21 protein-coding genes are annotated in these 26942 nt (G+C 42.7%); 10 read left to right on the top strand and 11 right to left on the bottom strand.

Going from position 1 to position 26942, the window contains the following annotated elements; all coding sequences use genetic code 11:
* Nucleotides 1-346 precede the first annotated feature (346 nt).
* From ATC1_RS09845 to ATC1_RS09825, 5 genes are all read left to right on the top strand, one after another.
* A complete protein-coding gene (locus ATC1_RS09845) occupies nt 347-3088 on the top strand; it encodes a LuxR C-terminal-related transcriptional regulator (protein ID WP_062281206.1) in 2742 nt (913 codons plus the stop codon).
* Between the two features lie 253 nt (nt 3089-3341).
* Nucleotides 3342-4004: a hypothetical protein gene (locus ATC1_RS09840; protein WP_062281203.1), complete on the top strand. Its 663-nt coding sequence runs from the start codon at nt 3342-3344 to the stop codon at nt 4002-4004.
* Between the two features lie 112 nt (nt 4005-4116).
* Entirely contained in the window at nt 4117-4377 is a 261-nt protein-coding gene (locus ATC1_RS09835) for a hypothetical protein (RefSeq protein ID WP_062281201.1), read from the top strand.
* 9 nt (nt 4378-4386) lie between these two features.
* The gene (locus tag ATC1_RS09830) at nt 4387-5076 is read left to right on the top strand and encodes a flavodoxin domain-containing protein (protein ID WP_062281197.1); all 690 of its coding nucleotides are present in this window, start codon (nt 4387-4389) and stop codon (nt 5074-5076) included.
* Between the two features lie 48 nt (nt 5077-5124).
* Complete coding sequence (locus tag ATC1_RS09825; RefSeq protein WP_062281194.1) at nt 5125-6084, top strand: CPBP family intramembrane glutamic endopeptidase; 960 nt, start codon at nt 5125-5127, stop codon at nt 6082-6084.
* 387 nt (nt 6085-6471) lie between these two features.
* On the opposite strand, the gene ATC1_RS09820 is transcribed toward ATC1_RS09825, so the two are convergent.
* The gene (locus ATC1_RS09820; protein WP_062281191.1) at nt 6472-6957 is read right to left on the bottom strand and encodes a nucleoside deaminase; all 486 of its coding nucleotides are present in this window, start codon (nt 6955-6957) and stop codon (nt 6472-6474) included.
* Between the two features lie 344 nt (nt 6958-7301).
* Between ATC1_RS09820 and ATC1_RS09815 the strand changes: the two genes are divergently transcribed.
* Both ATC1_RS09815 and ATC1_RS09810 read left to right on the top strand, forming a co-directional pair.
* The gene (locus ATC1_RS09815; protein ID WP_330218456.1) at nt 7302-7787 is read left to right on the top strand and encodes a hypothetical protein; all 486 of its coding nucleotides are present in this window, start codon (nt 7302-7304) and stop codon (nt 7785-7787) included.
* 14 nt (nt 7788-7801) lie between these two features.
* The gene (locus ATC1_RS09810; protein ID WP_062281183.1) at nt 7802-8770 is read left to right on the top strand and encodes a tocopherol cyclase family protein; all 969 of its coding nucleotides are present in this window, start codon (nt 7802-7804) and stop codon (nt 8768-8770) included.
* A gap of 193 nt (nt 8771-8963) precedes the next feature.
* On the opposite strand, the gene ATC1_RS09805 is transcribed toward ATC1_RS09810, so the two are convergent.
* The 10 genes from ATC1_RS09805 to ATC1_RS09765 form a co-directional block, all read right to left on the bottom strand.
* Nucleotides 8964-11114: a TolB family protein gene (locus ATC1_RS09805; protein WP_172667756.1), complete on the bottom strand. Its 2151-nt coding sequence runs from the start codon at nt 11112-11114 to the stop codon at nt 8964-8966.
* 342 nt (nt 11115-11456) lie between these two features.
* The gene (locus ATC1_RS09800) at nt 11457-12011 is read right to left on the bottom strand and encodes a hypothetical protein (protein ID WP_062281177.1); all 555 of its coding nucleotides are present in this window, start codon (nt 12009-12011) and stop codon (nt 11457-11459) included.
* 24 nt (nt 12012-12035) lie between these two features.
* Nucleotides 12036-12158, bottom strand: a complete 123-nt coding sequence (locus ATC1_RS14735) for a zinc-ribbon domain-containing protein (RefSeq protein WP_152024285.1) — start codon at nt 12156-12158, stop codon at nt 12036-12038.
* A gap of 233 nt (nt 12159-12391) precedes the next feature.
* Nucleotides 12392-12718, bottom strand: a complete 327-nt coding sequence (locus ATC1_RS09795) for an HXXEE domain-containing protein (RefSeq protein ID WP_062281174.1) — start codon at nt 12716-12718, stop codon at nt 12392-12394.
* Nucleotides 12719-12831: 113 nt separating this feature from the next.
* A complete protein-coding gene (locus ATC1_RS09790; RefSeq protein ID WP_062281171.1) occupies nt 12832-13446 on the bottom strand; it encodes an HXXEE domain-containing protein in 615 nt (204 codons plus the stop codon).
* An 866-nt stretch (nt 13447-14312) separates the two neighbouring features.
* Entirely contained in the window at nt 14313-16370 is a 2058-nt protein-coding gene (locus ATC1_RS09785; protein WP_062281168.1) for a DUF2357 domain-containing protein, read from the bottom strand.
* A complete protein-coding gene (locus ATC1_RS09780; protein WP_062281164.1) occupies nt 16360-18258 on the bottom strand; it encodes an McrB family protein in 1899 nt (632 codons plus the stop codon). Before ATC1_RS09780 ends, ATC1_RS09785 begins: the two co-directional genes overlap by 11 nt.
* 396 nt (nt 18259-18654) lie before the next feature.
* The gene (locus ATC1_RS09775; protein WP_062281160.1) at nt 18655-18852 is read right to left on the bottom strand and encodes a YjzC family protein; all 198 of its coding nucleotides are present in this window, start codon (nt 18850-18852) and stop codon (nt 18655-18657) included.
* A gap of 17 nt (nt 18853-18869) precedes the next feature.
* Complete coding sequence (locus tag ATC1_RS09770; RefSeq protein WP_062281156.1) at nt 18870-19364, bottom strand: PIN domain-containing protein; 495 nt, start codon at nt 19362-19364, stop codon at nt 18870-18872.
* A complete protein-coding gene (locus tag ATC1_RS09765) occupies nt 19336-20409 on the bottom strand; it encodes a helix-turn-helix domain-containing protein (protein WP_082174738.1) in 1074 nt (357 codons plus the stop codon). Before ATC1_RS09765 ends, ATC1_RS09770 begins: the two co-directional genes overlap by 29 nt.
* A 182-nt stretch (nt 20410-20591) precedes the next feature.
* On the opposite strand from ATC1_RS09765, the gene ATC1_RS09760 reads away from it, so the two are divergent.
* The 3 genes from ATC1_RS09760 to ATC1_RS09750 all read left to right on the top strand — a co-directional run bounded on the left by ATC1_RS09760 (nt 20592) and on the right by ATC1_RS09750 (nt 26938).
* Nucleotides 20592-20813 carry a helix-turn-helix domain-containing protein gene (locus tag ATC1_RS09760; protein WP_062281152.1) on the top strand — a complete coding sequence of 74 codons (222 nt, stop codon included), beginning with the start codon at nt 20592-20594 and terminating at the stop codon, nt 20811-20813.
* Between the two features lie 361 nt (nt 20814-21174).
* Complete coding sequence (locus tag ATC1_RS09755; RefSeq protein WP_172667755.1) at nt 21175-24522, top strand: DNA-directed RNA polymerase subunit alpha C-terminal domain-containing protein; 3348 nt, start codon at nt 21175-21177, stop codon at nt 24520-24522.
* A 64-nt stretch (nt 24523-24586) separates the two neighbouring features.
* Entirely contained in the window at nt 24587-26938 is a 2352-nt protein-coding gene (locus ATC1_RS09750; RefSeq protein WP_062281146.1) for a phosphoadenosine phosphosulfate reductase domain-containing protein, read from the top strand.
* Nucleotides 26939-26942 lie beyond the last annotated feature (4 nt).

The following is a 26942-nucleotide window of genomic DNA, read 5'->3' as shown; positions in this document are numbered from 1 at the left end:
ATAAAAATAGAGGATATAGCTATGTTGTTTTATTCTGGGCAGGGACAAGCCCTGCCCCTACGATGTAATTGGATGATCGATTTTTTGTAGGGGCAACCCTTGCGGTTGCCCAATATCAATATGTTTCGTCATGATTCTCTATTGTTCCACCATCTTCACGTGTGTCATATCGACCGACAAATCGGCTATAATGGTCTTAACATGCCCGCCAGCGGGCAGCCCATACACAAAAAAAAGACAAAGCCCCTATGAGTGAAATCCGACCATCCTGGCTGGGGATCCCCCTTTTTGAACACAACTGCCATGTCGTGCATCTGGAAACGCGCAAAACGGAGGAGTTGCTCCCATGCAGCCGCTGATCCGTACGAAATTTTTCATTCCTGCGCTTCGCGACAACATCGTTCCGCGTCCGCAGCTCCTCGAAAAAATAGCGCTCGGCGCGCAAAAAGCGCTGACGCTGATCTGTGCGCCAGCCGGTTATGGTAAGACAACGCTGTTGGCTGCCTGGATTGCTGCCGTACAGCGCTTAGAAGCTGCCACTAAACAGGCAATCTGCTGGGTTTCCCTCGATCCGGATGACAACGATCCTGTGAGATTTCTTTCGTATCTGACAGCCTCCTTAGAACAAATCCGGCTGCAGCTCAGCCCGGAAATTCAGGAGCTCCTTTGTTCCGGGGATGTCCTCCAACCGCAAACGCCATTGTCGATGCTCGTCAATGAGCTGCAGGAGCTCAATCAACCCGTGTGGCTCGTTCTGGACGACTATCAGTTCATCCGGAACACCGCCATCCATGATGGTATGCTGTTCCTGATAGAGCATTTACCGCAGCACATGCATGTGATGATCGCGACACGATCGGATCCACCACTTGCCTTGTCCCGCCTGCGTGCCTGCAATGCACTATGCGAAATCCGAGCGGAGGATCTGCGCTTTTCACTGGATGAAACAGCCGCCTTTTTAAAAAACGGCTTCCGTCTCGTCCTATCCGATGACCAGATCCGGACACTGGGACACCGAACCGAAGGCTGGATCGCCGGACTGCAGCTTGCCGGTGTCTCATTACAGGGACGGGCAGATCCCGCCTACTTTATCGAAGCATTTTCGGGCAGCCACCGCTTTATTATGGACTATCTGACGGAAGAAGCGCTCAGCCGCCAGCCGGAATCCATTCAACATTTTCTGCTGCAGACTTCCATTCTGGACCGTATGAATGATGCGCTATGTGCGTTCCTGATGGAAACTGACGAAGCGCCATTCCATGCGGCCGACTGCCGGCTGGGCGATCTGGAAAGCCGCGGCCTTTTCCTGGTACCTCAGGATGATGAACGCGTCTGGTATCGCTATCATCATCTGTTTGCCGATTTGCTGCGTGCGCGCCTGCAGGCTGTGGCGCCGCAATCCATCCCGCTGCTGCACCGCCAGTCATCGCGCTGGTTTGAGGACCATGGATTCCTGGAGGAGGCGATTCAGCATGCACTGGCGGCTGCAGACTGGCAGCAAGCCGGCCGGCTGATTGTCGAACAGATGCCATCGTTTCTTGAAAATGGCCAAATGTCAACGGTCATGTCCTGGCTCGACCGTTTTCCACAGCAGAAACTGTTAGGCAATCCCGTTCTGTGTGTGCAAGCTGCCGAAATGTATGCGCAGGCTGGCCGGATTGACCAGATCGATCCGTTGTTGGACAAAGCAGAGGCGATTTTGAACGCCAAATCGTATGAACCGGATTGCGGGCAGACTGAGCTTTCATCAGACACTGCGGTCTATATCCGTTCCATGGCAGCCATCCTGCGTGGTCTCAAAGCTGTATGTTCCGGCTGTCCATCGCTTGCACTGGAACTGACACAAACATCGCTGGTTATGGAACCGGAAATGCAAGCCAAAGAACTGGCGGTACTGTATTGGGTTCAGGGCTGGGCGTACCGCAGCCTGGGTGATCTGCAGCAATCGCTTGAGCTGCTGACCCGAGCCACAACAATTGCCAGCGCTTCCGGTAAGAAGCTTCGCGATATCTGGACAGACCTCGGCAATGTGACTCGGTTGGCAGGAAAGCTGCCGCAGGCGATTGAAATCTTGACCAACTCACTGCAGAAGGCACAACAGCATGGTGATGCGAATCAGGGAAATCTATCCAGAGATGAAGCTTTCCTAAGTTACTTGTATTATGAGCAGAATCATCTTGAGTTGGCGTATTCCTATGCGAATCGCGCCCTTGTTCATACACGCTGGTGGCCAAGCCATAATATCATCGCAATGGCTTATGTGAGCCTGGCATGGGTCGCGTTGGCAAGGGCGGATCTGTCCGGTGCCAGGCAGGCGATGCAAGCTGCAGAGAAAGAACGGGCAGACCGTCTGATGACGCCTTTTGTTCACAGTCTGATCGAGAACACCTGGCCGCTAATCTGGTTAAAAGAGGATCGCCGGGATCAACTGGAGACCTGGGAGCAGGACACGCTCCACAGGGTTGAATCTCCGTGCGGTTTGGATGAATATCAGGAGATGCGCCTGACGATGCTGATCCGCGTAGGGATGGAAAGAACCCGACAAGATAAGAAACGGGAGCGCTATCAGCTTTGTCTGCAGCATTCCGCCCGCGTTCTTGAAAGCAGTCATTCATCAGGCCGTGGGAATACACTGGTAGTCATCTTGTTATACCGGGCATTGCTGTTCCATCTTACTGGAAGGTTTCGTGAAGCGTTTGCCGAGTTGGCCGCGTGTTTTTCTCTGGCAGAGCCTGCCGGTTATGTGCGCATTTTTCTCGACGCCGGCGAATCAGCACAACTGCTGATTGCAGCCTATCTGCAGGAATCCAGTCCCGCACATGCTGCCTTTGCGCAGAGCCTGCTGGTTGAATTCGAGCGGCTTCCTTCTGCAAAACCGCATCCGAAAGGTTTGCAGGAAGTACTGACTACGCGTGAGATTGAGATTCTAAAGCTGTTGACAGAAGGTTGTTCAAATCGTGAAATGGCCAACCGGCTGTTTCTTTCAGAAGGCACGATCAAATTCCATGTCCATCATATCCTTGAAAAATTAAATGCATCCAGCCGCACACAAGCGATAGCGAAAGCCAAGACGCTGAATCCTTCGTGAGCCTTCTCCCGCAAAACAAATCGCGAAAAACTCCCGTCTTTTAAAGGTGATCCGACAATTCGAAATCGATCTTTCGCATAACGCGTAAGATCTTGTTGAGATTTGTTTCCTGCGCAAAGTGTAAAAATTGCGCCACAACATCTCCCTTTTTCCATAATTCAAATCGTTAAATACAATCCATATAAAAAAAAACAAACCGAAAACTGATCTTTTGATAGGCGCCAGCAGCACCAATTGTAATTAAGATGATGCTATGAAAAAGTTAGTTTCTAATACCATCCTAATTATTGCAATTCTCCTGCTCATTTTTGTCTCTGCTCATAAAAAACAGATGCGACTCAATCACATCACATCGGTTCTCTCTCCTGCAGAAGCCGCTGTGCTCCATATCTGGTCGATGAAGGAGGCTGATTTCAGATTGGAACCCGGCAGTGTCGATGCAGTTCAATCCGTCAACATCCGGGGCCAAATCCTGATTCTGATCCAATACGACGGGTTTCAGATCGGATCAGGAGCCAGACGTTGTGAAATGGTTGCCGTCGTAAAAAAGGATATTTTTCATCGCTGGATGGTGAATGACGGAGCGGGACTGTGTCATCATATCGTTGAACTTTCGGATAGTGTACCGATCACTGTCGTTGGCAGTTCAAGCAACCTCGCCTTGCTGGATGGCGGATATTCGGCTGTGCATGGTTATGTATGGGATCCTGAGATCGCAAAAATAGCTCTCACCTGGAATGACGGGCTGGAACAGGAAGCGGTCATACAAGGCAGTACATACCTGGCTGCTCGTGATGGGCACTTTATGTTACAGCAGATTGAAACGTGGAATGATCAAGGGCAGCTCGTATTCATCGCCAGGCCAGGAACAATTCCGCAACCTGCGAATCATTCCCGGAGAGCAGGCAATAAATAATAACTCGAAAATGAAAAGAATTCTTTGTTGATTCAAAAAGTCGATCCAAATTAAACATTGCTGAATCACTGAGCAACAAAGGATGGAAATATGCAGGTGGAGGATACAAACAATGGATCCATGGACGAAGCAGGCCTCACAGGAAGATTCACAGGACATGGCAGGTTGTGGATATGAAATCCGCATACGGGATCATCTGGATCTGTATTGGACTGCATATTTCCACGGCTGGTCGATCTGCAATCTGGAAAATGGGGAAGTTCTTCTGACGATTCCCCGCATCGATCAAGCCGGTTTACACGGCGTTTTAAACAGAATTCAGGATCTGAATCTGACTCTGATTTCTGTCAGGCAAATAAAAGAGAAAGTGTAGCAAAACATCATGGCAAAAAGTATCACAAGACGTCAATCAATCATTTATGCAGCTGCCGGATCGTTGGCAACCGCCGCCGTTCTGGGAGGATTGAACGAAAAATCCTTCTGTCAGTCGTCGGAAGCAGCATATCCCAAACCCGCAATGCTCCCGAATCCGGAGAGTCCAACCGTTCTGGTGGCTTATGGAACGCGTGCCGGTTCAACAATGGAAATTGCCGCTGCGATTGCACTCGCATTGGAAAATCGCAATTTCAAGATCCATCTGTGTCCAGTTCAAGAAGCTGCCGGACCAAAGGAGTACAGCTACATTGTAATTGGCAGCGCGATCCGCATGGGATCGCCCCTGCCGGAAGTTGTACAATATATAGAAAAGCATCAGACAGAATTCGCTGGTAGGCCGCTGGCCTGCTTTGCCGTCCATTTGACCAACGAGCAGGATGATGCGATCAGCCGCCAGAAACGCAGTGCCTATCTCGATCCGATACGAAAGCTGCTGAACTTGAACCATGAGGGATATTTCACCGGTGTGTATAATCCCGCCAAGTTGCCGTTCCTCGAGGTGCTGATGGGGAAGCTGATGAAGTCACCCGTTGGAGATTTCCGTGATTGGAACGCAATCCGCGCATGGGGAGAATCAATTTTTCTCCAAGAAAGCGCATCCGTGCTGAACAGCCGGTTTGTAACGGCGGAATCCTGAAGCTGAACGTTTGCAGCCGGCAACGGATTGTACTGATTCTGGAGGGACATGTTGAAATCCGATACAAAAAGAATTTGCATTTTCCTGGCGTTGGCCTTCGGGATTCCCTGGAGCACAGCGCTGATCCTCTCACAAACCGTGCTTAAGCGGGACAATCCGTTGCAAGCTGCCGCAATGGCGAATGGGATATTTATCGCCACGCCCTGGCTGGCGAATCTGCTGACACGACTGATCACCAGAGAAAGCTGGAAAGATCTCTGGTTGAAACCGAATTTTCGAATTGGATGGAAATATTGGCTGGCATTGTGGCTGTTGCCTTTACTGGCAGTGATTATTGGCGGGCTGCTCTTCTATGCCATATTTCCGCAGTCCTTTGATCCTGCAGCCGGAGCATTACGGAAAATGACGGCAAATCTCCCTGCTGCTGCCACGCTCAGTCCCGGATTGCTCGCACTGCAGATCACGCTCTCCATCCTTTTCATCTCCTCTCCAATCAATGCGATTGCGTCCTTGGGAGAAGAGTTCGGCTGGCGGGCATATTTACTGCAGAAGTTGTGCAACCGTTTAGATCAACACACATCCGCTGAGTCTGTTAAGGAAGATGAATCGTTGGAAGTGGGTACATTCCATACAGCCGGGGCATACAAAGGTGCGCTGCTGACCGGTGCGATCCATGGCATATGGCATCTGCCGCTGATCGTGATGACATCCAGCTATTCAGCCGGGCTTACGCTCCTCACAGTATTAGTCTATCTGGTTTTTACTATGTCACTCAGCGTCCTGTTCTCCTGGGGTGTTCTAAAAAGCGGAAGCGTGTGGCCGGCAGCGATCGGTCATGGAGTCGTCAATGCGCTCTCGGTACTTCCCGGTTTTTTTCTGGCAGGACAGCCCCTCCCGCTGCTGGGACCAGATCCATCCGGCTTGCTGGGTGGTTCTGGCTTCATCATTCTGGCTTTGTCGCTCCTCTTTTATCGACCTGCAAAGACTGAGCTGACGGTCCAAAAGTGAAATCCATATACCCCATCAAAACGAAAAATTATCCGGTTTCTCTTTTCTATTAAAAGTTTTCTTTTCCGTCTGCGCATTCAGGAAGCGCTGTCTTAATCAATTGACTTGCCTGATTGCCTTACATCTGGTTTTGCTCATAGTCACAGCCGCATAGCGAATTCGCCAGAATGAAAGGCGTTAATCATGAGTAATTCCTATAAAAAATGAATTTATTTTTCGTTATTGGGTGTTTCATATTTTTCATCAGTTGTTCAAAATATGAATACAAAAACATAGTTGTTCTTACGGCTTTTACGCTTTGCACAAAGCTATAAGAATAACAATGTTTTTGTGTGATTCGAAAACTTAATTCAAATTTCGACCTGCTGCTGAATCATAACAAACGGTTCAGTGCAGCATTTTATTGTTTTCTGCGTATATTTGAAATAATTCCAGACAACCTTCACGGTCCAGCTCCATCATTTGGAGCAATCCCGGATCTCGTTCCTCACCGCGGATATATCGATAAATAAAACCACCGCGGAATCCGTACGTTTCCGCATCTTCCGGACTGCAGCCAAAATAAACTGTTTTAATATTCGCCCAGATGATTGCCGAAAGGCACATCGGACATGGATATCCGGTTGCGTACAGCGTGCAGCCGCTCAGATCATGCGTGCCAAGCGACTCGCTGGCGATACGAATAGCATTCATTTCCGCATGTGCGGTGGGATCATGCATTTCCAGCACACGATTGCCAGTAGCAGCGATTACCTTTCCTTCCGGATTGGTGATAACTGCACCAAATGGTCCGCCGGGATTCTGCTTCATAGTTTCCTTTGCGACCTGGATGGCCAGTTTCATAAAGCTTTCGATCTTTTTTCGATCTTCCATTTTTACATTTTTTCCTTATCTCTCTGGCATATGATCTACTGTTTTTCACAGTATTACATCAGTCGATCCACAAGCGATGGACCCGGAATGGTGAAAATTAACAGTATCTGTATTAAGAATATAGGAATTTCTATTTTCGTCAAATTTTTATCATATGTATCAAATTAAAAATTGTGGGAAAATGATCAACAGTTGTACATGCAGGGTAAACATCACAATAACCAGGATTCACCATATTTCGAATTGCTGATCAATCGTCAATGTGATAACTAAGGTAAAATCAAGAAAGAAATCATCATCAAACGCCGCAAATTGGAACCAAATGACAGCAATCCCTTCGAAAAATTCAGGGGATTCAGACAGGAGAAACAATGGCTTTTCCAACCGTAAACGGATCAAATTTACTCAGACAAAAACTGTCATTGCCGCAGGATTTTCAAGGCAGGTTCAATCTGATCTTCGTCGCATTTCAACAGTGGCAGCAGCGTGAGGTGGATTCCTGGATGGCACTTGCCAGCGAGCTGGAGGAATTTTTTGACGGTTTGGCCATCTATGAGCTTCCAACTATCCAGAATAAAAATTTTTTCTACAAGACGCTTATTAATGAAGGCATGCGGGCTGGCATTCCCAATCCCAAATCGCGGGAACACACGATCACGCTGTACCTGGATAAAGCAGATTTCCGGTCTGCACTGGAAATGAATGATGAAGCGCACATTTATGTTCTGGTGATCGACCAGAAGGGGAATGAGTACTTTCGCACCCGCGGAGCGTTGAATGCCGGGAACGAAGCGGTTTTGCGCCAGACTCTTGAACAGCTTTTTCAATAGGAGCGGACACCGCCATGCCTCTGCGCACGATTCACGCACCGGGAGTATATCACGGCCTGCGTCAGAAACCCCCTTTTTTTGAGGGCTGGTACTATAAGCTGGTCAGTGCTGACGAATATTATAAAATAGTCCTGATTCCGGGAGTGATTCTGGGACAGAATGGTCACGCTTTTCTGCAGGTCATGAACGGCGTGGATGGCAAAACCGCCTATCTTGAATTTCCGCTGACAGATTTTCGGGCTGACGATCGAAAATTCTCGATTGGACTGGATAAGAATCGCTTTGATGAGCACCATCTGCACATAGAATTGGACACTACCAGCTGCCAGTTGAAGGGTGATATCCAACTGGGAGCGCTCAATCCTTGGCCAATAACCTGGTTTTCACCAGGGATTATGGGTTGGTTCGCCTGGTTCCCGCACATGGAATGCTATCACGGCATACTCAGTTTTTCTCATACGCTTCAGGGCAGTCTGACCTGGAACGGTACGGAAATGGATTTCAGCGGCGGACGCGGATACATTGAGAAGGACTGGGGAAAATCTTTCCCGTCAGCATGGATCTGGTTGCAAAGCAATCATTTCGCTGCAACTGATGCGTGCATTACAGCCTCAGTGGCAGTCATCCCGTGGACAGGCTTTGATTTTCGTGGATTTATTGTCGGTTTTTGGTTGGATGGCAGTCTCCACCGTTTCGCTACCTATAACGGATCGCGAATTATATCACTGCAAATTTTCGACGATTATGTGAGCTGGGTGCTTCAAAACCGCCAATTCCGCCTGTCGTTGAAAGCTTTTCGCGTTCAGGGAGGACTGCTGCTCGGACCAACCCGTCAGGACATGGGTCAGCGGGTCATGGAAACACTGAACGCCACCGTAGAGGTGCGGCTGGAGACACTGCAGGGCAAGCTGCTTTTTGAGGGTACTGGAGCTCACACAGGGTTGGAAGTCATGGGTAACTTGCCGCGATTACTGCAAAAATAAGATCTGCGTTCAAGTACAAACCGGTTTTCGCAGATCTGCATGATGAACTTCTTGACAAAGAATCTTCCCCGTATTTGGAATTACTGATTCGGTTTCGGATCATATGGTTGAGCATTATGACATATCAAAGGATCAGCAATTTTTGGATAATTTGCTGATCCTTTGATTTTCTACATCTGGTTCAATTCAATTATTACGGATTCCAGCTTGAAACTGAACCATGGAGATTTGTCAAAGGAATGATTTGGCAAGTATCCATTTTTATGAGCGCCAACACCGGCACATCGCTAAAATGTTCATCATAAACACTCACAACCAGCCATTCGCCGTCCGGGCTCCAAAATGGTTTTGTCACCACCAGTGGTGCCGCATCCACAACCAATTGTGCATGTTTCCCATCAAGGTCTGAGATTTGGATACCATAATGTTCTCCCGGTAGCATGACTTCATAGGCAGCCTGACGTTCATTCGGTGACAAAGCTATCCGTGAATGAATATAATTCGTATCAAAATAATGAACAATTTCCTTTGTAATAAGATCGATGCTTTTCACAGAAGCCCCATCGGGTCCCGCTACTGTATACAGTAAACGGTGTCCATCTGCGAACCACGTCATAACATGGTTGGCTGCCCCATCTTCCAGGACAGAAATCAGCTGAGTCCCATCAGTATTACCATAGTAAATACGATAAGGTCCCGGACCTCCTATTAACCCGGAAGCGGGTCCTCGTGTGAAAGCAATTCGGGAACCATCCGGAGACCAAATGGGATCACTGTCGTTTTTTAGGGTACCATCCAATGGCACAACGAATCCGGTTTCAAGGTCCATTCGCTGTAATCCGCTGTCGTTGCTGAAGCAGATCTGTCGGTTATCCGGTGAAAGCGATGCCCTGTTTCCCTGTGCCAGGATTTGATAGTCACTGCCATCAAGATTGGTTGTCATCACATGATGGCGATAATCCGGAGGAATCGGATTGTACAATACCAGGATACCATCCAGATTTTCCGGCATGGGATTTGAATCTTGAAGAGCTTTATTCCAACTCGAAAGTGTCAGACATGTAGAAACGGATGCGTCATTATTTTCACTGACAGACAATGCCGGCAAATCCAAGACGGCCGTCCATTTTCCAGGGATGAGAATGGATATATTCACAAGCGTCAGATGAATACTACCCGCAGGAATTCCATCCCGATAACGAAAAGAGGACTCATCCGATCCACCGCCTCCTCCTAAAAGCGTATGGTTAAGATCCATCAGCACAACATTACCGATATCATCCGGTTTGTCAATCTGAAAAATAAATCCATCACCTTCAGCATTAACTTCAACGCTTTTGAGGATGATTTTCCGTCCGCAAATGTTAAAAGGCTGATTAAGATTCCATTTCTGTCCTGGCTGAGGATTTGTCCCTGTTTCAAAAACAAGGTGCTGATTTGCATTCACCCGAATCCAGACATCATCGATCGTCAGAGAAGCCCGCCCTCCAGCAATATTCCCCTCAGTAAAATACAGCCATGGGTACCTACGCTGATCTGTTTTCCGATCAGATCGATCAGACATACTCCTGTTTTCAATTAAAGGAATATCTTTACCGCTCGAATCGATGAGATGGACACTGTCCTTTTCCACCAGTTCGATCTGACTGTTCCCGGACAGAGACTCCAGACTGCCAAACAGTCCGATGCTCTGGTCGGTTTTCACATACTGATGAACAGCCAATTGGATTTCAGATCCGCAGCTATTTTCCTCAATTTTTTGGGAAGAAAGTTCTGCTTCAAGTGATGGAATGGTAATGAGCGGGAATGAAATTGCATCCGGATCAGCAGGTACAAACACCAGATCCATTTCAACTTCAGTCAGATCAGATGAAATTATGCTTTGTTCCAGGCAAGTGAAAACCAATTTCGCTGTTTTCGGTTCATCCTGTATCGTTGGAAAATCTATCTGACGACTGTACCCACTTTGCCAACTGGTACCCGATGTGACATGTCCTTGAAAACGGCCCCCATCCGGCAATTGCAGTTCTGGTTGACTGTGACATATTTCAGAAATCTGTTGTTTTACAGGTGCGGAAAAATCCGGCAGGTTTTCAACCCGATAGGTGATCCTGGTTCGCTGAGAATCCATCATTCCCTGTACGATTGTGACCGTGGATCCGCCTTGAATGGATTTCACTGATTCATCCAGAACAAAAAATGGAGTATTGGATTCGATCAGCCCGAACTCTGGAATATAGCGCATGGACGGATTTTCCTCTGATGCCATGACCGAATTAAAGAAAAACAAGCCCATGGCAACCATTCGTGCCATGATTTCCAATAATTTCTGTTTCCAATTCATTTCATTTTCCTTTCCTTGCCTCATTTATTAATGTCGGAATTGCTCCTTCATGAATAACCTGATTCTATGAAAAGGTTATCGATCTGTCTTCTATCAAAAGATCAGTATGGCAGTTTGATTTTTCGAGAGCGAACTGGTGTGAAAAATTCAGGGATCATTACTTCCACCTGGTGATCTATAGTCTCCAGGGGTTGATGTAAGCATTTTCGAGTCATCATTTCAGTAGGGGCAACCACAAGGGTTATCCGAAATCGATGTCGTTCGGTATGTTTCATTTCTGTGTAAGGGCGACCTACCGGTCGTCTTTACTATGCAAATGGATGCCGTTTTTGTGCCGTTCGGTCATTTCATTCGCACATTAACAGCTTCATTCACCCTACGAATTACTTCTGAATAATTTTCAGGTGTACAGCGAATTAACATGATCGCCCGTCCCCTGCAACGCAGGATGACTTCAAGTTTTTTTTCGTCACTCTGGATGCTGTCTACTTTCTTCCAGGTAATTTTCTCTTTCAGCCGTGATGCTGCAATCAAGCCAGAACCAGCCAGTACAGGTTTGTGGGAAATAATTAACAAAAAATTCAGGATCGCATTTTTCTTCCTGCTTCCGCCTTTTGTCTCTGCAGTGACACCTGTTTCATCCAACGTAAACTGGTACTCATAGCGGTTCCTATAAAATATGAGCATCACAATCACCGCCAGGGAAGTAAGGATGCCAAGAATAATCAAAGTGAACAACAAGTAATTAAAAAATCTCTCAAAAGTCAAATCACCGCTAAACGCCTCAACAATCAGCATGAAGACCAAAACAAAAAGACTTGAAGCGATCAGCACAAATAGCATCTGTTTGACAACGATCGAACTGGTCAACAGGGGTAAATTAACACTCCATGTCATGGTGTTTTGTTTACTATTTCTTTGTTAGCCATCTCTTATAGCATTCTCTCGTTGTGAATCCTCTATGCTTTGGATCGCTGCGCCACACGCTTCACAAAAAGCCGATCCCGCTTCCACATTTACTCCACATTTCAAGCACTTACCCATTTTCATCTCCATTTTCAACTCCCTAACTGAATAACAATTCGAAATATGCGGAGAATTCTTTATTGATGTGATGTTTTTGCGCTTCGCTTAAAAACATCACATCAACCTATATTTTTTCTCAAATTTCGAATTACTGCCTGTATCGATCAGAGCACAACCACACGCGCTTTCAATCAGAAAACAATGTACGCTGCCCATACGAAAAAGAAGCGTAAAACATAATGTTTTATTTTTTAGCGGTATGTTTTTCTCATTTCAGCTGCCCTCTTGATACAGTAGTAGAGGACCAGTCCAAACCAGATCACGTTCGAGAGAAACATCGGCAACAAATATGCTATATCGGTAAGATACACGTTGCCGATTATGGCAGAATTCTGGTTCAGCGGATAACAATCCGTCAAATTACTGGGCTGCATCACCATATTCGTAATCGCAGGTTCACCACCTGGAAAACCATACGCCTCATATTGATGAACGAAGATCGCAATAAAACTCATCAACTGGATACGCGACAGCACCTCCAACCGATTCCAAATAATTGCCAGGTAAGCTGCTGCCACAAAACCTACAATCCTGCCAAGATCGTACCCATGCCGTATTTAAAATTTCATGAGATTATCTTCTTAGATAGTTGGACTTAAATTGCATCTTGTTTTGTGCTGAACTATTGCAATCAGCTATGCATGCTTTTTACTCTTTCTCTCATGATTTTTATTGCATCTACATACTTAAGCCCCAGAACACGAAACACGCCAGCCTGCATGAGAAAGAATCCGCCCAAAAACAATATGACCGCGAGCAGCCAATCCAGAGAATGGACTATCCCCTTTGAAACAACAAAATAAATACCAATCCCCGAGAAAACCAGCATGATTTGTCCTGTGATCATGCCTGGAGTATAGGGTTTTTCCCTTTTAGTGAGCTTGATACCGAGTATATGAACTACACCCTCGAATATACCCAGAATCATTAAAGACAGGGACAACCACCCTGCTCCTGGGAACAACAGTGGAAGCAGTGTAATCGCTGTAATATAGATAGCCTGGGACAGGTGCAGAGATCCCTCCGGTGCTTTGGAAATATCAATGCACATCATACCGCTCATAATCTCCATAAAACCGCCCGGATATTTGGTTTCCTCCCATTCGTGCAAAGTGATTAGTACTAAGAAACCGATAATAAAACGTTGGACAAGCAAAAACGAGTCCCAAAAAGCGACGAGTACACCAAGCATGATGAGAGTGTAAACACTCAGGATCATTAAATTATGCTTAATTAGGAATTTCAAATTATCCTTCCAAGTTTATATTATTCAACAATTCCTGCCAAAATATTATTCTATTTTTATTACTTGATGCGCAATATTTTTCATTAGTTGTTCGAAATATGAAAATATTTCATGATTATTCTTTCTTTTATTCGAAAAGTCAATCCTTATTCCGAATAACTGGCTGTAACAACGATTCGAAACCTGGAGCGTTAACTCAAAATAGGAAGAGGTTTCTTTGTAGTTCGGAAGTTTTTACGTTTCGTGCAAAAACATCACAAGCGAACTAAATCGAATTTAGAGTCTCTATCTCTGATGAATCCAATCGACACGTATCCAGAAAAAAAAATAAAAAAAACCGGAGTATTCTACACTCCGGTTTTTGCAAGTAGCGGGGACACGATTCGAACGTATGACCTCCGGGTTATGAGAGGTTTTCCTGGTTTCGGAACGTTTTTCACTCAGGCTCCGCATTTTAGCCTGGCCTGAGGGACGCTCTTCTGAAGAGGCCGGAGGATCTTTGGTTACGAGTTATTAGACGTATGATAGCGACTTTTTATGACAGGGTCAAGTAGTAGTTTTTTCGCGACCCGGAGGACGATGGTTGAGTTTTGGTGAATGAACGTCCTCTTTTTGAAGAACTTTTGTGAAGTTGAAAAAATCCTTAAGATTCGAGGGTGTTTGATTCTGTCAAAGCCTGGGGGATGATGATTTTGCCATATGGTGCTGTTGGAATTTTTTCGTAAAACGTCGCCAACCAAAGTAAAATCACGAATTAAGAAAGTTGAAAAACTAAGATGGTGCATCTCGTTATATATTTCCAAATCAAAATTGATTACCCATCATAAGTTATGATTCTAACAGGGGTGTATTTGCGAGCAGCAATCTCAATAATTCTTTACATATCCATGATTACAATTCGAACATTTTAAAACTTGTTTTTCGCCCATCCGTAATTCTTCATCAAAATCAAAGAAATTATCTGTTGGATCTGAAAAGGTAATTTTTAATACTCGGACACCGTCACCTTTACACCAATGCCCACAATGATTAACCCACCACCGATTATTGCATACCGGACACCTATATTCTCCTTCCCAAGAATTATTGCCATTTGTCTTATTCCCGACTTTTTCAGCACGTACTGGCTTTGGGTGTGCTTCCGACCAACAGACATCAAAGATGCGTAATTGCATTCTCAAAAACATTTTTATTAATCGTTTTAGTGGAGTTGGATTGTAAATTGGTTCTTCAGGGACTAGTGGAATTGCTCCGTATTCATTAGCATGTCCCCCTGAACCATAATCTAAAAACCTCTGGAAGTCCGGATGAGAGTGAATGATAAATGATGCCGCTATGTTTTTCCGAAGATCCTCAATACCCTCTATTGGTGTCCATTGGCCAGCTGTCGATTCAGTTTCTAACAACTTATATTTGTGATAAGCTGTTTTCTCAATATCATCTTGATACCAATCCAGCCCTTGTTGATCATAATTACGATATTTTGCATCCAGTATCAATATTTTTTTAGAAAACCGCTCAAATTCTAAGAATATATCAGGTAAAAGACTACTTTCATCTGTGCCAATTCTTTTTTCATAATTAATTTTAATTTCGATAGTTCTTCCTTTGTATCCATAAAGTTCATGATCCCCCGTAAGTCTTAATTCACCTCCGGAACAAAGCTTAAAGTGCGTTTTATCTATAATGCTCTCAATGCCATGTCCACCATCAGGCAAATTAAATCCCATCTTTCTCAATTCTAAATAAACTTGCAAAAAGATCCAATACTCATACAATTTTGACGTTCGTTCGATTGGCGTACGTTCCAAAAGTTGTTCTATTTTCTCGCGTTCATCAAGCTTAAGCTCTTCTTGGATCTTTTTGTAATGTAGGTAAACACGATTGTATAGAGGGTCGCACAATAAAACCAATGATGGTGTTAGGACGAAATCTTGTTTTCTACTTACATTACTCATAAATGAATTACATAAGCATTGATCAATTTTATGAACAATTTGATCTATTTTTTCTCTGTAAACAGGCAATTTTATATTTCTGGCATCTTCAAGACCAGTTAACGCCCTTTTTAAGGATTCAATTTGTTTATTCTTAAACTGAGCACGTAATTGTTCTTCATACCCCCCACCCTTGATTTCAACATAGTTTTGAAAATCAATTAATCGATGTTTAACATTTATGATTTTCTGATCGATTGCGTAGATAAAATCTTTTTGCAAACTAAACAGGTAGCGATTAAGACGACATAATGAATAAGCTATGAATTGATTCTCATAAAGGTCATAACTTTCAACATTATTGTAGGTAATAACCCGATCTTTAGTTTGACCATTATGAATCGAATTCCAACGAATGGTTCTAGAATCAATCTTTTGATTTTTTCCATCAATTTCAAGATGATAATTTTTTATTATGGTACGCCTGGGAGATTGGGAAATTTCACGCATTATTTGCATTAAACTTGTAACATAGGAATTAATTTCAAGTAATCGATGGTCATAAATATTTTGAAATTCTTGGGATAAATCAGCAGCATCGCTTTCCACTATGGTTTGATCTAAAGATGCTATATTAATTAATTTAGCCAGGTCACGAATCAAATATCGATAATGGATGTCGTTAAAATTCCCATTCCGGATAAAAATAAAACCGGTTTTTATGTGTTCATCCTTAAAAAATACTCGTGTCCGAATTTCTCCTCTTCTGCCGGAAACTTGATCGCCCGTTTTCGCAAGAATGAAACTATTCTTTTTCTTTATCAAGAACTCATCGCCCACTTGTAGGCTAAATAATTCAATATCCTGATCGGAAAACAAGATTAATTTCAGCGGAAATGCTTCATATTCCCCAATTTTAGCGCTTCCATCAAATAGATCTCCCAAATAATCGCCAAACCGATTGCGAACTTCTATTTTAACCAACATGACGAAATACCTGCCAAAAATTTATTGAATCCATATTTTTCAAAATATCGATGATTTCATTCGATTTAGGATATCGATCTCCACAGAATTTGCGAAATTCAGGAAAGAAGGTTTCTTGTAGCTTTTGTGAATTTATCCCTCTTATCTTTGGAAGAATTTTCTGGATGATTTGAAGGTCCACAACATCATCTGGATTCTTTGATGTAAATAATCCACTGCGAAGTCCATATGAACAATAGTCTTCTATCTGTTGTTTTACGCGAAATCCGAAGTGATAACCACCGATTCTCAGAATGCTGTTAATTTCATTAAACCAATTATCATTGACTGGAATTTCACTCGTTTTACGACTGAATTCGCGAAATTTTGAATAACTCACAAAAGTGGGAATTACGTTTTCAGCAGACTGTTTGTAATCAGCGAACTCTACGTTTCCGTATTGAATTATTTGAGCACGATCTAAAACTTTATCACTAAAAGGATGTGTTGTTTCATCAACATTAACCGTGCCGCAAATAAAAATATTATGCGGAACGTCAATTTCATATTTAAAACATCTTACATTCCGTTCAGCTTCATCATATTCTGCTTGTGATATTTTCTCATTATCAAGATCGGATTTGAAGCGCCCCAATTGCGCTTTCCGAATATTCCATTCCGTTTTGCTGTAAGGTGTTATCTTTCGATTTTTTCCTTGTTCCAATATACTTAGAAAATCCGAAAAGTAATACTCCACACGCGATAAATTCATTTCGTCGAGACAGATAAAATATAATCGCTCTGGATTCGCATTAGCACTTATGATTGCATCTAGAAATACGGTGGAAACGTATGTTTTTTTCTCTGGGTGGTAGAATCCAAGTAAATCAGAATCATCACTCCAAGTTGCTTTGACAGGGACAAGTATGAATTCAGCTCCAATTGCTTGAGAGAATTCTCGAATCAGAGAAGATTTTCCTGTGCCTGATAAACCTGCGAGAATTGTAACTGTATCTGTTTTTAAACATGTATAAAAATTTGCTATTTGGTCATGGGTAAAATAATAACCTTTAGATCGAATAAATTTTTCAACAAAATCAATCAAGCTGGGCTCACTGTCAAAATTGGCATGTGCTTGCTCAGCAGATGGTTCCATCACGCTTATGGTGTCAAATCCCCATCTCTTCAAACTAGTATTGACTTGCTCTTCGTATAAACGAATTGTCGCTCGGGTTTCTTCGAGGTCTCTTAATTGATCTTTGACCCAAACAGCTTTTTTTGTTGCTTCATCTAATTCTATTCTTTGTTTTTCTATTTCAAATTCTGATCTTTTTTTATATTCTTCGAGGTTATGCTGACGATCCGCGAGTTCAATCTCACGTTGTTCAAGCTTAGAAAGTTCTTCACTTTTCCATTGTTCAAAAAGTTGTTTGAAATGATTATCTAATTGTTTTTTTACATCATCAGCATAAGCTGAAGCTATAAATATCCTCTGACCGAATATGAGTATACAATCAAGATAATCATCCCTAAGATTATTAAATAGGGGTGAACTGATATCTGGTAAAACTTTTCGAAATTCCGAAATTTCTTTTACAAGTTGAACAGAACCTTTGCTCGCCTGCATGTGATAAGGGTTATTTCGTTTTTCTTTTTCTTCAATCGGGGCATCATCTGGTTCAAAAATAACCCAGTCATTTTCAACAATATCGGTAGACATTTCCTTCCATGAAAACCAGACTTTTGTCATTTCTATATTGTTGGGCGAAACTAGTATCTTGTCATCGTCATATGCAGTTAAAAACCCCCAACCATTTTCATGCAGGTAATTCACACGTCCTAACCAGTATCCACCTTTCAACCACCGCTTAACTTGATCATTAGTGTTTTCTGTGATGTTGTTGGCCATTATGTCCCTATGATGAATTATTTATTATCCAAATAACCCTTGTGACTAATTAGAACAATGGGTACTGCATACGTTAGCATACGCGAAAATCTCTCAATCGTTTCTACATGACTTCTTGGCGGGATGTTCAATTTTGGATTTGAACTAATTAATCATAATGCAAAGGTAAAATTAAAGAGCAATACTATTATTCCTTTTCAGAACTTGATTATCATGAACCAGATTACATAATCGGTTAGATTACATTAAACCATAGATTAATCTCCTTTAGATTTTTTCTGTGCAAAATAAAAAAATTAAGGTTTATGGTCTCAGTAATGAGGATATCCGTTACCTTAAGGCAATTTCAATTGTTATCAGTCTTAATTTTTTGGACTGGCGTCATCCTTGGCAAAATCATTTGTCATCTTTGTGTTTGGTCTTGTCCACCAGGATAAATCCCTGGCCGGGCTTTGGCGTTGGCGGCAAGGTTTCGCCTTTGGCAACGGTGACTTCAGTCCCGGTGTTCCCGCCTTTTGGTCCTACAATGCCGTATTGTCCAGATTCCGGGGCCTTCTGACCCGGCTTGTGCATTGTACCTTTGGGTTTACTCATTCGGATATCCTTTCTGGTCAAAATGACCAACGATCAAAACGCTTTTGACATTCACCATCTGGCAGCCTTGCCCCTTGATCGAGCATTTTCCGGAGTGCAATAGCTGCCTGGTTTGCTGTAAGAACATGGTGGATCACCATTTCATCCAATATCCATAGCACCCCGTGAACCGGTACCCCCTGCGCTTTGGCAAGTTCATTAAGTCTTCTGTCACCGGTCACCAAACTTGCATCCAATGCCCTGGCAAGCAATAATGCAGCCAGATCGATGGCTGATAATCGACGATGGATTTGCCTTAACCGGACTAATTCGAGCACATATTCAGGTTCAAGACCATTTGTTTGCAATCCCAGATCGTGAAGGTGTGCCCACCCAGGATGTACAAACTCTCCGACCGCAAAATCGGTGGTGAAAAATTGGTATGGAAGACGGAAAACATCGGCTAATATCTTGCCGTTCTCGAGGTCGATCCAAATATTCGTATCAGTTACCAGCACGGATGGCAAGGTCATTTTGCTGCAGTGCCTCCATCTCCCACCCTAGTTGTAATGGCTTGCCTAACAATTCCTGTGCCCTGGACCGTGAGATCAAATCCTCAGCCAAAGCGCGATAAATTAACCGTTCCATCCGCATGGGCGTTTCAGAAGGATAAGGTTTGCCTGGTTCCTGGCGATGCCAATCATTGACGCGAAACTGCTGGAATAAACGTGCTGCGGTACTTTCAGAAATAATGGAAAGATCCTTGGCGCGATAAATCCAAGCCTGCATACTTAAGCCGTATTTATGCTTAAGCATGTGCAGTTCGTTGATGTTCAGATCCGTCCGGTTGGCACCCAGTTCAAAGCGAGCCGTTGCAGCCGGCACGAGGAAAGCCCCGACAAACCGATTGGCCGCCTGTTCTGGCTTGAGGTCGCCCTGAACATCCAGGATCAGGTGTCCCAGTTCATGTCCTAAATTGAATCGCTGCCGGTCGCCTGATAATTCGCCTTTAGTTACGATTACCGGATCGCCATCCGCCTTGCACGACTGTGTACTGTAAGTAAAAGTGCAGGCGTCAAAATGCTCAAAACCGGAGATGATCCCCACCTTGATTCCCCGGTCCTCCAGCAACTGGACCAGATTTTCGATTGCATCATAGCCCAGGCTCCAGTGGTCACGTAATTCGAGAGCTGCGGTTTCAATCTCATCCAGTGAGGTCACTTTACGCAGGGGGAGGTTTGCTGCATGTTGTTCTTCCGGGAAAAGACTTTCAACCTCGAGATAACGCTCCACCCAATCCTGGATGCGCATCTGGATGGCTTCCTGCTCTTTGACACCCAGCACAGCGTGTTTTCGGTAAGCCTGAAGTTGAACGGAGACCGTACTCGGGCGAAAGAAGAAATCCACCTTGACCTGCAAAGCCTGAGACAGCCGCAGCAAAACGCCTGAACTAGGCACATCCTGGTCTCGTTCATATTTTGAGATCGCCATGGCGCTGACCCCAATTTCATCCGCCAGTTTTCGCAAAGAAAAATTACCCGCTTTCCGAGCCTGTTTGATACGCCCTCCGATGGTCATGGCTTCCTCCTTTTCTCTTCAGTTTACATAATAGCACAAATTATATAGATTGTAAACTGTTTTCTACTCAAAAATGGATTGATGATGAAACTGCCATTCTATTTGATTTTGCTTTTCCTTCCCTGATGCTATAATCATTGGAGCAACTGTGATAATCTCAATTCTCATAAGCGAGGTGAGCAATGGCCGACACGGATGAGTTCTGGACGGCAGAAGAAGTCTCAGGGTACTTACGTATTCCGCAGTCGACCATCTATAAGCTCGCCCAGGATAAAGTGTTACCCGGTTTCAAGGTGGGAAAGCACTGGCGATTTCGCCGAGAGGCAATTCTTAAATGGATTGATGACAGCGAAAATAAAAATGTACACCAACATCAGGCAACCCAAATTAATAACCCTCTATGATGATTACAAAAGTCAATTTTTTATATCAAAAATTAGGAAAATCAATACTATACTTCAACCTCGGTATGTTGTATCGTAAATCCAGCCGATTGAAATTTCACTTGAGAGATTACTAAATGGGGGATATTTATTTTTTGATGCCAAAATTAATAACTGCAACACTCAATAGCGTCAGGGGTTGTTTATGGCATCCAATGAGAACGGTAAATACATGAAGAATATTGGGAACAGGTTACCGATCTCGGGATATTTCAATAATCCGGAGTATTCTCAATTTCGGGAGTATTGCGCGGACAGCAACATCTTTTTTATCGACGAACTCCAGCCTTACGATTATGTTGCATTCCGATCACAGTACAAAGTGGATAACGAATTTGCCAGAGTAATTCGTTCAAAAGTAGAAGCCTTAAAATCCAATCTACCCATCCCCGTTTCTTCAACCGCTTCCCCTGCTTCCATTCTATGCGATCAAGAATTCGAGTCTCTGTCTGACCATGACGAAAAGCCCAAGCCTTCCTGGGAACAAATGGTTCAAGTTGCAGCTGACGCACACATGAAAACCCCTCTTGATGATTTAGAGATTCCTACCCGAATTCGTCACCGATTGATGTCTGTTGGGGTCACAACGATCGGAAAAATGCTGTTGATGAAACCAGAGGAATTGCGATCCATTGGTTTCTTAGGGACACACTCCATAGATCTTATTCTTGCTGTTTCTGAAAATTTGGTAAATCAATACAATAACCAACTTGGTCACAATCGAGGTTTTTCTTCGAATTTTAACAAGGTGGATGAACCAACACAAAATAATACAGAGGAAGCAGTGACTTCTATCGAAAAACAAAGCAATAAACACCAATTTAATGAAAACAGCACTAATAAAGATATTATTGCATTGTTAGCGCAAGTTGTGTGTCAAGATGATATTGATCTTACGCTAGATGCCCTGCAATTATCCGCCAGGGCTCATCACCGGTTAGAGTATGCGGGCATTAATACAGTTGTCAAGGTACTTATGGCATCTGATGATCAGCTTCTTGGCATAAAGCATCTCGGAAATTCATTACTCCAAGAAATTCAAGACGCAAAAAACAGATTCCTTCAAGATTATATTGCCCAAAATCCTTACTGGCAGGAAAAACTAAATGGTCTTCATCTGGAAATTGAGCAACATAATCAATCAATAGGAACGAATGCGAATTTACGGTTAAGCAACCATCTCAGATTGTATATTGAAGACATATTATTAGGAAATTTACAACAGGAAAATGAATTCTCATTTACGTTACCGGAATCACAAATTATTAAAAAGGTTACAGAGTCAATTGAAGTTCTCGGTCTTGATTTGTTTACCCAATTTTATAAAGACCCGGAACAGACGCAAAGTCTGATACAGGCTTTACAAGCTTTCAATCATCAGCTAAAAGTTCAAAATGATTTTCTCGAGTTGTTCGTAGCTATTCCTGTATCACGCCGTGAAAAGAAAATTCAACCATTTATAAAATTATTCTGCAATATTCGTGGAACAGCTGAAGAGGATTTATCACAAGCCTTAATTACCTGTGTAACTATTAATGATATACAGGATCAAATTTACTCGATCTTCGATAACAGAATTATTATTATCCTTAAGCGTTTTCTCGAATGGCTGTCTTCTGATATTTCAAAGATTACTGACCCTATTTTTGCAGAAATTAATGAAAAAGATAGAGTTAAAGAGATACTCGCTTGCAGAGCACGGGGCGATACACTCGAATCAATTAGTGAAGTACTGGGTGTGACACGCGAACGGATCCGACAGATTGAGGCTAAAGTATTTCGAAATATAAATACCCAAAAGTGTTTCCGCAACTTATTAAACGCAGTGTCTGCTGAACTTGATGGTGAAACCATCATAACTTACGCTGATTTCCAGAAAGTGACCACGGAATCAGAAATTCTATGGTATTTATTACGAAAAGAGCCATCAGATGAATATGTTTTCGATAAAAAAAGCGATTGCTTTTATTTGACCTCTGAATTTGACCCCGACTCGATTTACGATCTTGTATCCAACCTTCCTAAATGGATCAAAGAATCTGAAAGGGAGATTCTGTTATCAGATATTGAGAAAAAAAATAATGTACCCGGAAAGTATTTAAACCTATTGTTCGGCCGCGTATATCAACAAACTGGAACAATCTGGCACCAAGGTAAAATGAACCGTGGATCGATGTATAGCTTTATTGTTAAACATTATTTTCCCAACGGAATCCAGATTTATGATGCCAATGAAATGGCACGCTTCAAAAAATATCTTCGAGAAGAATTTGGTGAAATTAATTGTTCTGAAAATGATCGTGCTTTTTGGGGAATAATTCAGCGAACTTGCATCTTATATGACCGCGGCGTGTATATCCACCCATCAAAAGTGGCCATATCAGATGAGTTGGTTAACAGGATTGAGATATATTTCGTTGAAAGTGGCCGAACTTCAATGGCGTATCATGAGCTATTTGACAGGTTCGCAGATGAGCTGTTAACCCAGGCAAATATTTCCAATCGTTATGCCCTGCAGGGGGTGCTTAGAGATCGTTGGGGTGAAAAATATGAATTCTTTCGAGATGGAATTTCGACAAAAGAAGGGTACAAAGTTACACAAGAGATCGAATCCTACATCCGAAGTAACTCGCCTGTTTCAAAAGATATGCTGAGGTCAACTTTCTCTGGAATCACAGAGGCTATGCTGATGCAAAATATCGCCCGTATACCTTCAGTAATTTTAGGCGACACAGCCACCTTTATTCATTCGGATCAGTTGAATCTTACTGACAACGATTACAGTATACGAAATGTAATCAAAACATTAACCGAGGACAGCCCGGTTACTGCCAGTAAGTTATTGGAAGCGCTTTATCATTCTCACTCAGATTTTCTTTTCCGAAATGATATTTCTACTCCGAACTTGTTATTTGGCGTTCTGCAATATATGTTTTCGGATGAGTTTTCGTTCTCTCGACCTTATATCAGTTCCTTGAACATAGAAAACATCTCAAAACGCGAGGTTATTCTTTCATTACTAGATGGGCAAGAAAGCATAGACATTGCAGATCTAGTGACTTTATGTGAAGAAAACCATGTGTCTTATCAAAGTACCACTTTGTTAATCAGTTCAATGGACGATGCTTTTCTTCGTGTGGATGAAAATACCCTGATTTCGATTACATGTGTCCCCATAACAGATGAAAAGCTCGACCAAATCAAAAATCTCTTGACCGACGCCATTGGTGCGAAGGGATACCTGATTATAAAAGCGATTGATAATTACATATTCTACCCTGACCTGGTTTACCCTTGGACACCATACTTATTGTGCAGCATAATAGACAAGTATTTGGCGGATAATTTCAGACTTATTAATAACCCAACCAATCGAAATATTTCATCTGATTTTATTGTTGATACCAGGGTCGGAATTGATTCTTATGAAGACCTTGTTCGATCGGCTATTCGCACTGAACATCGGCGTGAGCCTTTTAAAGACCTTGCCAATATTGTCCTATGGTTGGTCAATGAAGGCTTTTTGGCTGAAAAAGCAGTAATTCTGAAAGAAGATCACGATCTTTTTAACTCAACTTCGATTCGGTTAGTGAACCGAAACATACCGAAGTTTATTACAGATAACAGCTTTCTCTACGTTGATAATTTTGGTAATTTGATCGTTCAATAGGGAACGAGGTTAGGTTTTGAAAAAAAACGTTGAGGTACTCAATCAGGAATAAAGGATTATTGGAATGTATAATTACGAATGGGACCCGGAAACTGGGGGATATTTACTTACCACCAAGATCACAGGTGTAATTAAAGAAGTTCGGCCTGTATTCAAAGAAGAATTATTGCTTTTGGGCTTTGACCGTCAGTTCAATTGGCAAATTCCAGACACAGATCTGCCATTGATGTGGGCAGAAGGGCGCCGGTATATCTACCGCGGAGAGTGTATTGGCGAAGCTGTGGGGGGTGGGTTGTTTGAATTGCCCGTGCTTAAAGCCAATATTCTTGATCTAAAAATTCTACCGGTTGATGTGGAGCGTATGATTGGGCAAAATCGGTCGTTGATGAATGGACTTGTGCAATTAACACTAAAGAGCATCTTCTCTACTTATAAGAAATTTGTTTCTCAAGTCGATTTACTATATGTCGCTTTTAGTGGCGGAAAAGATTCAATGGTTCTATTGGATCTTATTCAACGGGCATTACCACATAATGATTTTGAAGTTGTATTTGGTGACACAACAATGGAGTTTAGCGATACATATTCGATATTGGGAGAAGCCCAAAAATTTTGGCCAAGTTTATCATGGCATATCGCAAAAGCCCATATAAATGCGATAGATTCATGGCAGGTATTTGGTCCGCCAGCTAGGACTATTAGGTGGTGCTGTAGCGTTCACAAGACTGCGCCTTCTATTCTAGAAATTAAACAAGTTTTAGCAAAGCGGAAGAATAAACGTTTGGACGAGATATCCAGACTGAGGGTTCTTGCTTTTTTAGGAATACGAAAGGAAGAAAGTGAAGCGCGTTCGGCTTATTCATTATTAGCCGATGGGAATAAACATACGATCCAAATTAATTGCAATCCCATACTTGAATGGGGTACAAGCGAGCTATTTTTGTACATCTTGTCTCAAAGATTACCATTGAATAAGTTATATCGTTACGGCTCTCATCGTGTTGGATGTAAACTATGCCCATTAGCTTCAAGTTGGTATGAAAGTATTACCAATCATGTTCGCGAAGAGGAAGTGAAACCTTTCATTGACGTTATAAAAAAAACAATTAGAAGGGGATTTAATGATGAAAAAAAATGGAAGGAATATTTAGAAAGTGGTGGTTGGAAACAAAGGGCAAGTGGAAAATATTTATCAAATTCGGAAGACAAGATTATTGAAAACATATCGAACGATAAAGCAACTTACATCATTCGCGGTATGAATTATCCCTGGAAAACATGGTTAACACCTATCGGGGATGTTTTTTATAATGGGGATGATAACTATTCAATTATTTATAAGGATATATCAGTAACTTTCAGGGTAAACGAATCAAGTGACTGTACATCCATTACACTCACAATTCCTCCCAAGACAAAATCATCAATTCGATTTATGTATTTATTTAGGAATGCTCTTTATAAAAGCGCTTATTGTAAAAACTGTAAAGTTTGCATGGTGGAATGCAAAACGTGCTCGCTTTTTATAAGTGAAAATGAGATTTTATTCAAGAATTGCATTAGATGTGAAAGTTGTCTCGACAAACGAAAAGGATGTCTTATTGCTAGTTCCGTATCAACAACAGGAGATGGAAACATGAGCAAAACCAACATAGATCGTTATAAAAACTTTGGGCTAAGATTAGATTGGGTCAAAATATTCATGGAAAATCCAAGTGTGTTTTGGCAAAATGGACGCATGGGCTCACATATGCTGATCAGTTTTAAGGCGTGGGGTAAAGAATCTGGTTTGCTAGATAAGAGAAATAATCCATTACCAATAACTATTACGCTTCAAGCAATCGATCCTGATAGTCCCTTATTATGGTCTTATCTATTCGTGAATCTTTGCTACTCGTCCGCTTTATTTACTTGGTATGTTAATCATGTATCGTTCGGCTACGAGTATAAATCGAATGACTTATTACTATTGCTGGAGGATGATTATAAAGGATCGTCTGAAACCACAATTAAAAACGCATTGTCATCATTAAAGGATACTCTAAAATCATCTCCAATTGGTCCACTCCTAGGACAAGGGACATGCCAGATTAATGGTAAAGTCATAACAACGATCACCAGAATGGGATGGTTAAATCCCGACCCCCTTGCTATTCTTTATAGTCTATATAAATTTGCCGAGATTTCTGATAATTATTTCAGTTTTACTTTATCCGACCTGCTTGCCGATTCTCCAGAGCGCCCAGGCATCAGTCCGGCGAAATTGTTCAATATCAGTCGCGAAACCCTACAACGGATGCTGTACCAACTCTCACATGATCATAGCGACTTTATCAAGGTAGTTTTTAATAAAGATTTAGACAACATCTATCTGAACAACGAAAAAACATCACTTGACGTTGTAGAATTATTCTAGGGAG

The sequence above is a fragment of the Flexilinea flocculi genome, from assembly GCF_001192795.1.
Lineage (GTDB): Bacteria > Chloroflexota > Anaerolineae > Anaerolineales > Anaerolineaceae > Flexilinea > Flexilinea flocculi.
The sequence above is the reverse complement of the archived record's forward strand: the minus strand, read 5'-3'. Positions and strand labels throughout refer to the sequence as shown.

Excerpts from the sequence above, each read along its gene's own strand:
- ATC1_RS09840 (WP_062281203.1), top strand. The coding sequence starts at position 3,342 with ATGAAAAAGTTAGTTTCTAATACCATCCTAATTATTGCAATTCTCCTG.
- ATC1_RS09825 (WP_062281194.1), top strand. The coding sequence starts at position 5,125 with ATGTTGAAATCCGATACAAAAAGAATTTGCATTTTCCTGGCGTTGGCC.
- ATC1_RS09780 (WP_062281164.1), bottom strand. The coding sequence starts at position 18,258 with ATGGCCAACAACATCACAGAAAACACTAATGATCAAGTTAAGCGGTGG.
- ATC1_RS09830 (WP_062281197.1), top strand. The coding sequence starts at position 4,387 with ATGGCAAAAAGTATCACAAGACGTCAATCAATCATTTATGCAGCTGCC.
- ATC1_RS09845 (WP_062281206.1), top strand. The coding sequence starts at position 347 with ATGCAGCCGCTGATCCGTACGAAATTTTTCATTCCTGCGCTTCGCGAC.
- ATC1_RS09775 (WP_062281160.1), bottom strand. The coding sequence starts at position 18,852 with ATGAGTAAACCCAAAGGTACAATGCACAAGCCGGGTCAGAAGGCCCCG.
- ATC1_RS09750 (WP_062281146.1), top strand. The coding sequence starts at position 24,587 with ATGTATAATTACGAATGGGACCCGGAAACTGGGGGATATTTACTTACC.
- ATC1_RS09810 (WP_062281183.1), top strand. The coding sequence starts at position 7,802 with ATGCCTCTGCGCACGATTCACGCACCGGGAGTATATCACGGCCTGCGT.
- ATC1_RS09765 (WP_082174738.1), bottom strand. The coding sequence starts at position 20,409 with ATGACCATCGGAGGGCGTATCAAACAGGCTCGGAAAGCGGGTAATTTT.
- ATC1_RS14735 (WP_152024285.1), bottom strand. The coding sequence starts at position 12,158 with ATGGGTAAGTGCTTGAAATGTGGAGTAAATGTGGAAGCGGGATCGGCT.
- ATC1_RS09820 (WP_062281191.1), bottom strand. The coding sequence starts at position 6,957 with ATGGAAGATCGAAAAAAGATCGAAAGCTTTATGAAACTGGCCATCCAG.
- ATC1_RS09785 (WP_062281168.1), bottom strand. The coding sequence starts at position 16,370 with ATGTTGGTTAAAATAGAAGTTCGCAATCGGTTTGGCGATTATTTGGGA.
- ATC1_RS09800 (WP_062281177.1), bottom strand. The coding sequence starts at position 12,011 with ATGACATGGAGTGTTAATTTACCCCTGTTGACCAGTTCGATCGTTGTC.
- ATC1_RS09770 (WP_062281156.1), bottom strand. The coding sequence starts at position 19,364 with ATGACCTTGCCATCCGTGCTGGTAACTGATACGAATATTTGGATCGAC.
- ATC1_RS09760 (WP_062281152.1), top strand. The coding sequence starts at position 20,592 with ATGGCCGACACGGATGAGTTCTGGACGGCAGAAGAAGTCTCAGGGTAC.
- ATC1_RS09835 (WP_062281201.1), top strand. The coding sequence starts at position 4,117 with ATGGATCCATGGACGAAGCAGGCCTCACAGGAAGATTCACAGGACATG.
- ATC1_RS09805 (WP_172667756.1), bottom strand. The coding sequence starts at position 11,114 with ATGAATTGGAAACAGAAATTATTGGAAATCATGGCACGAATGGTTGCC.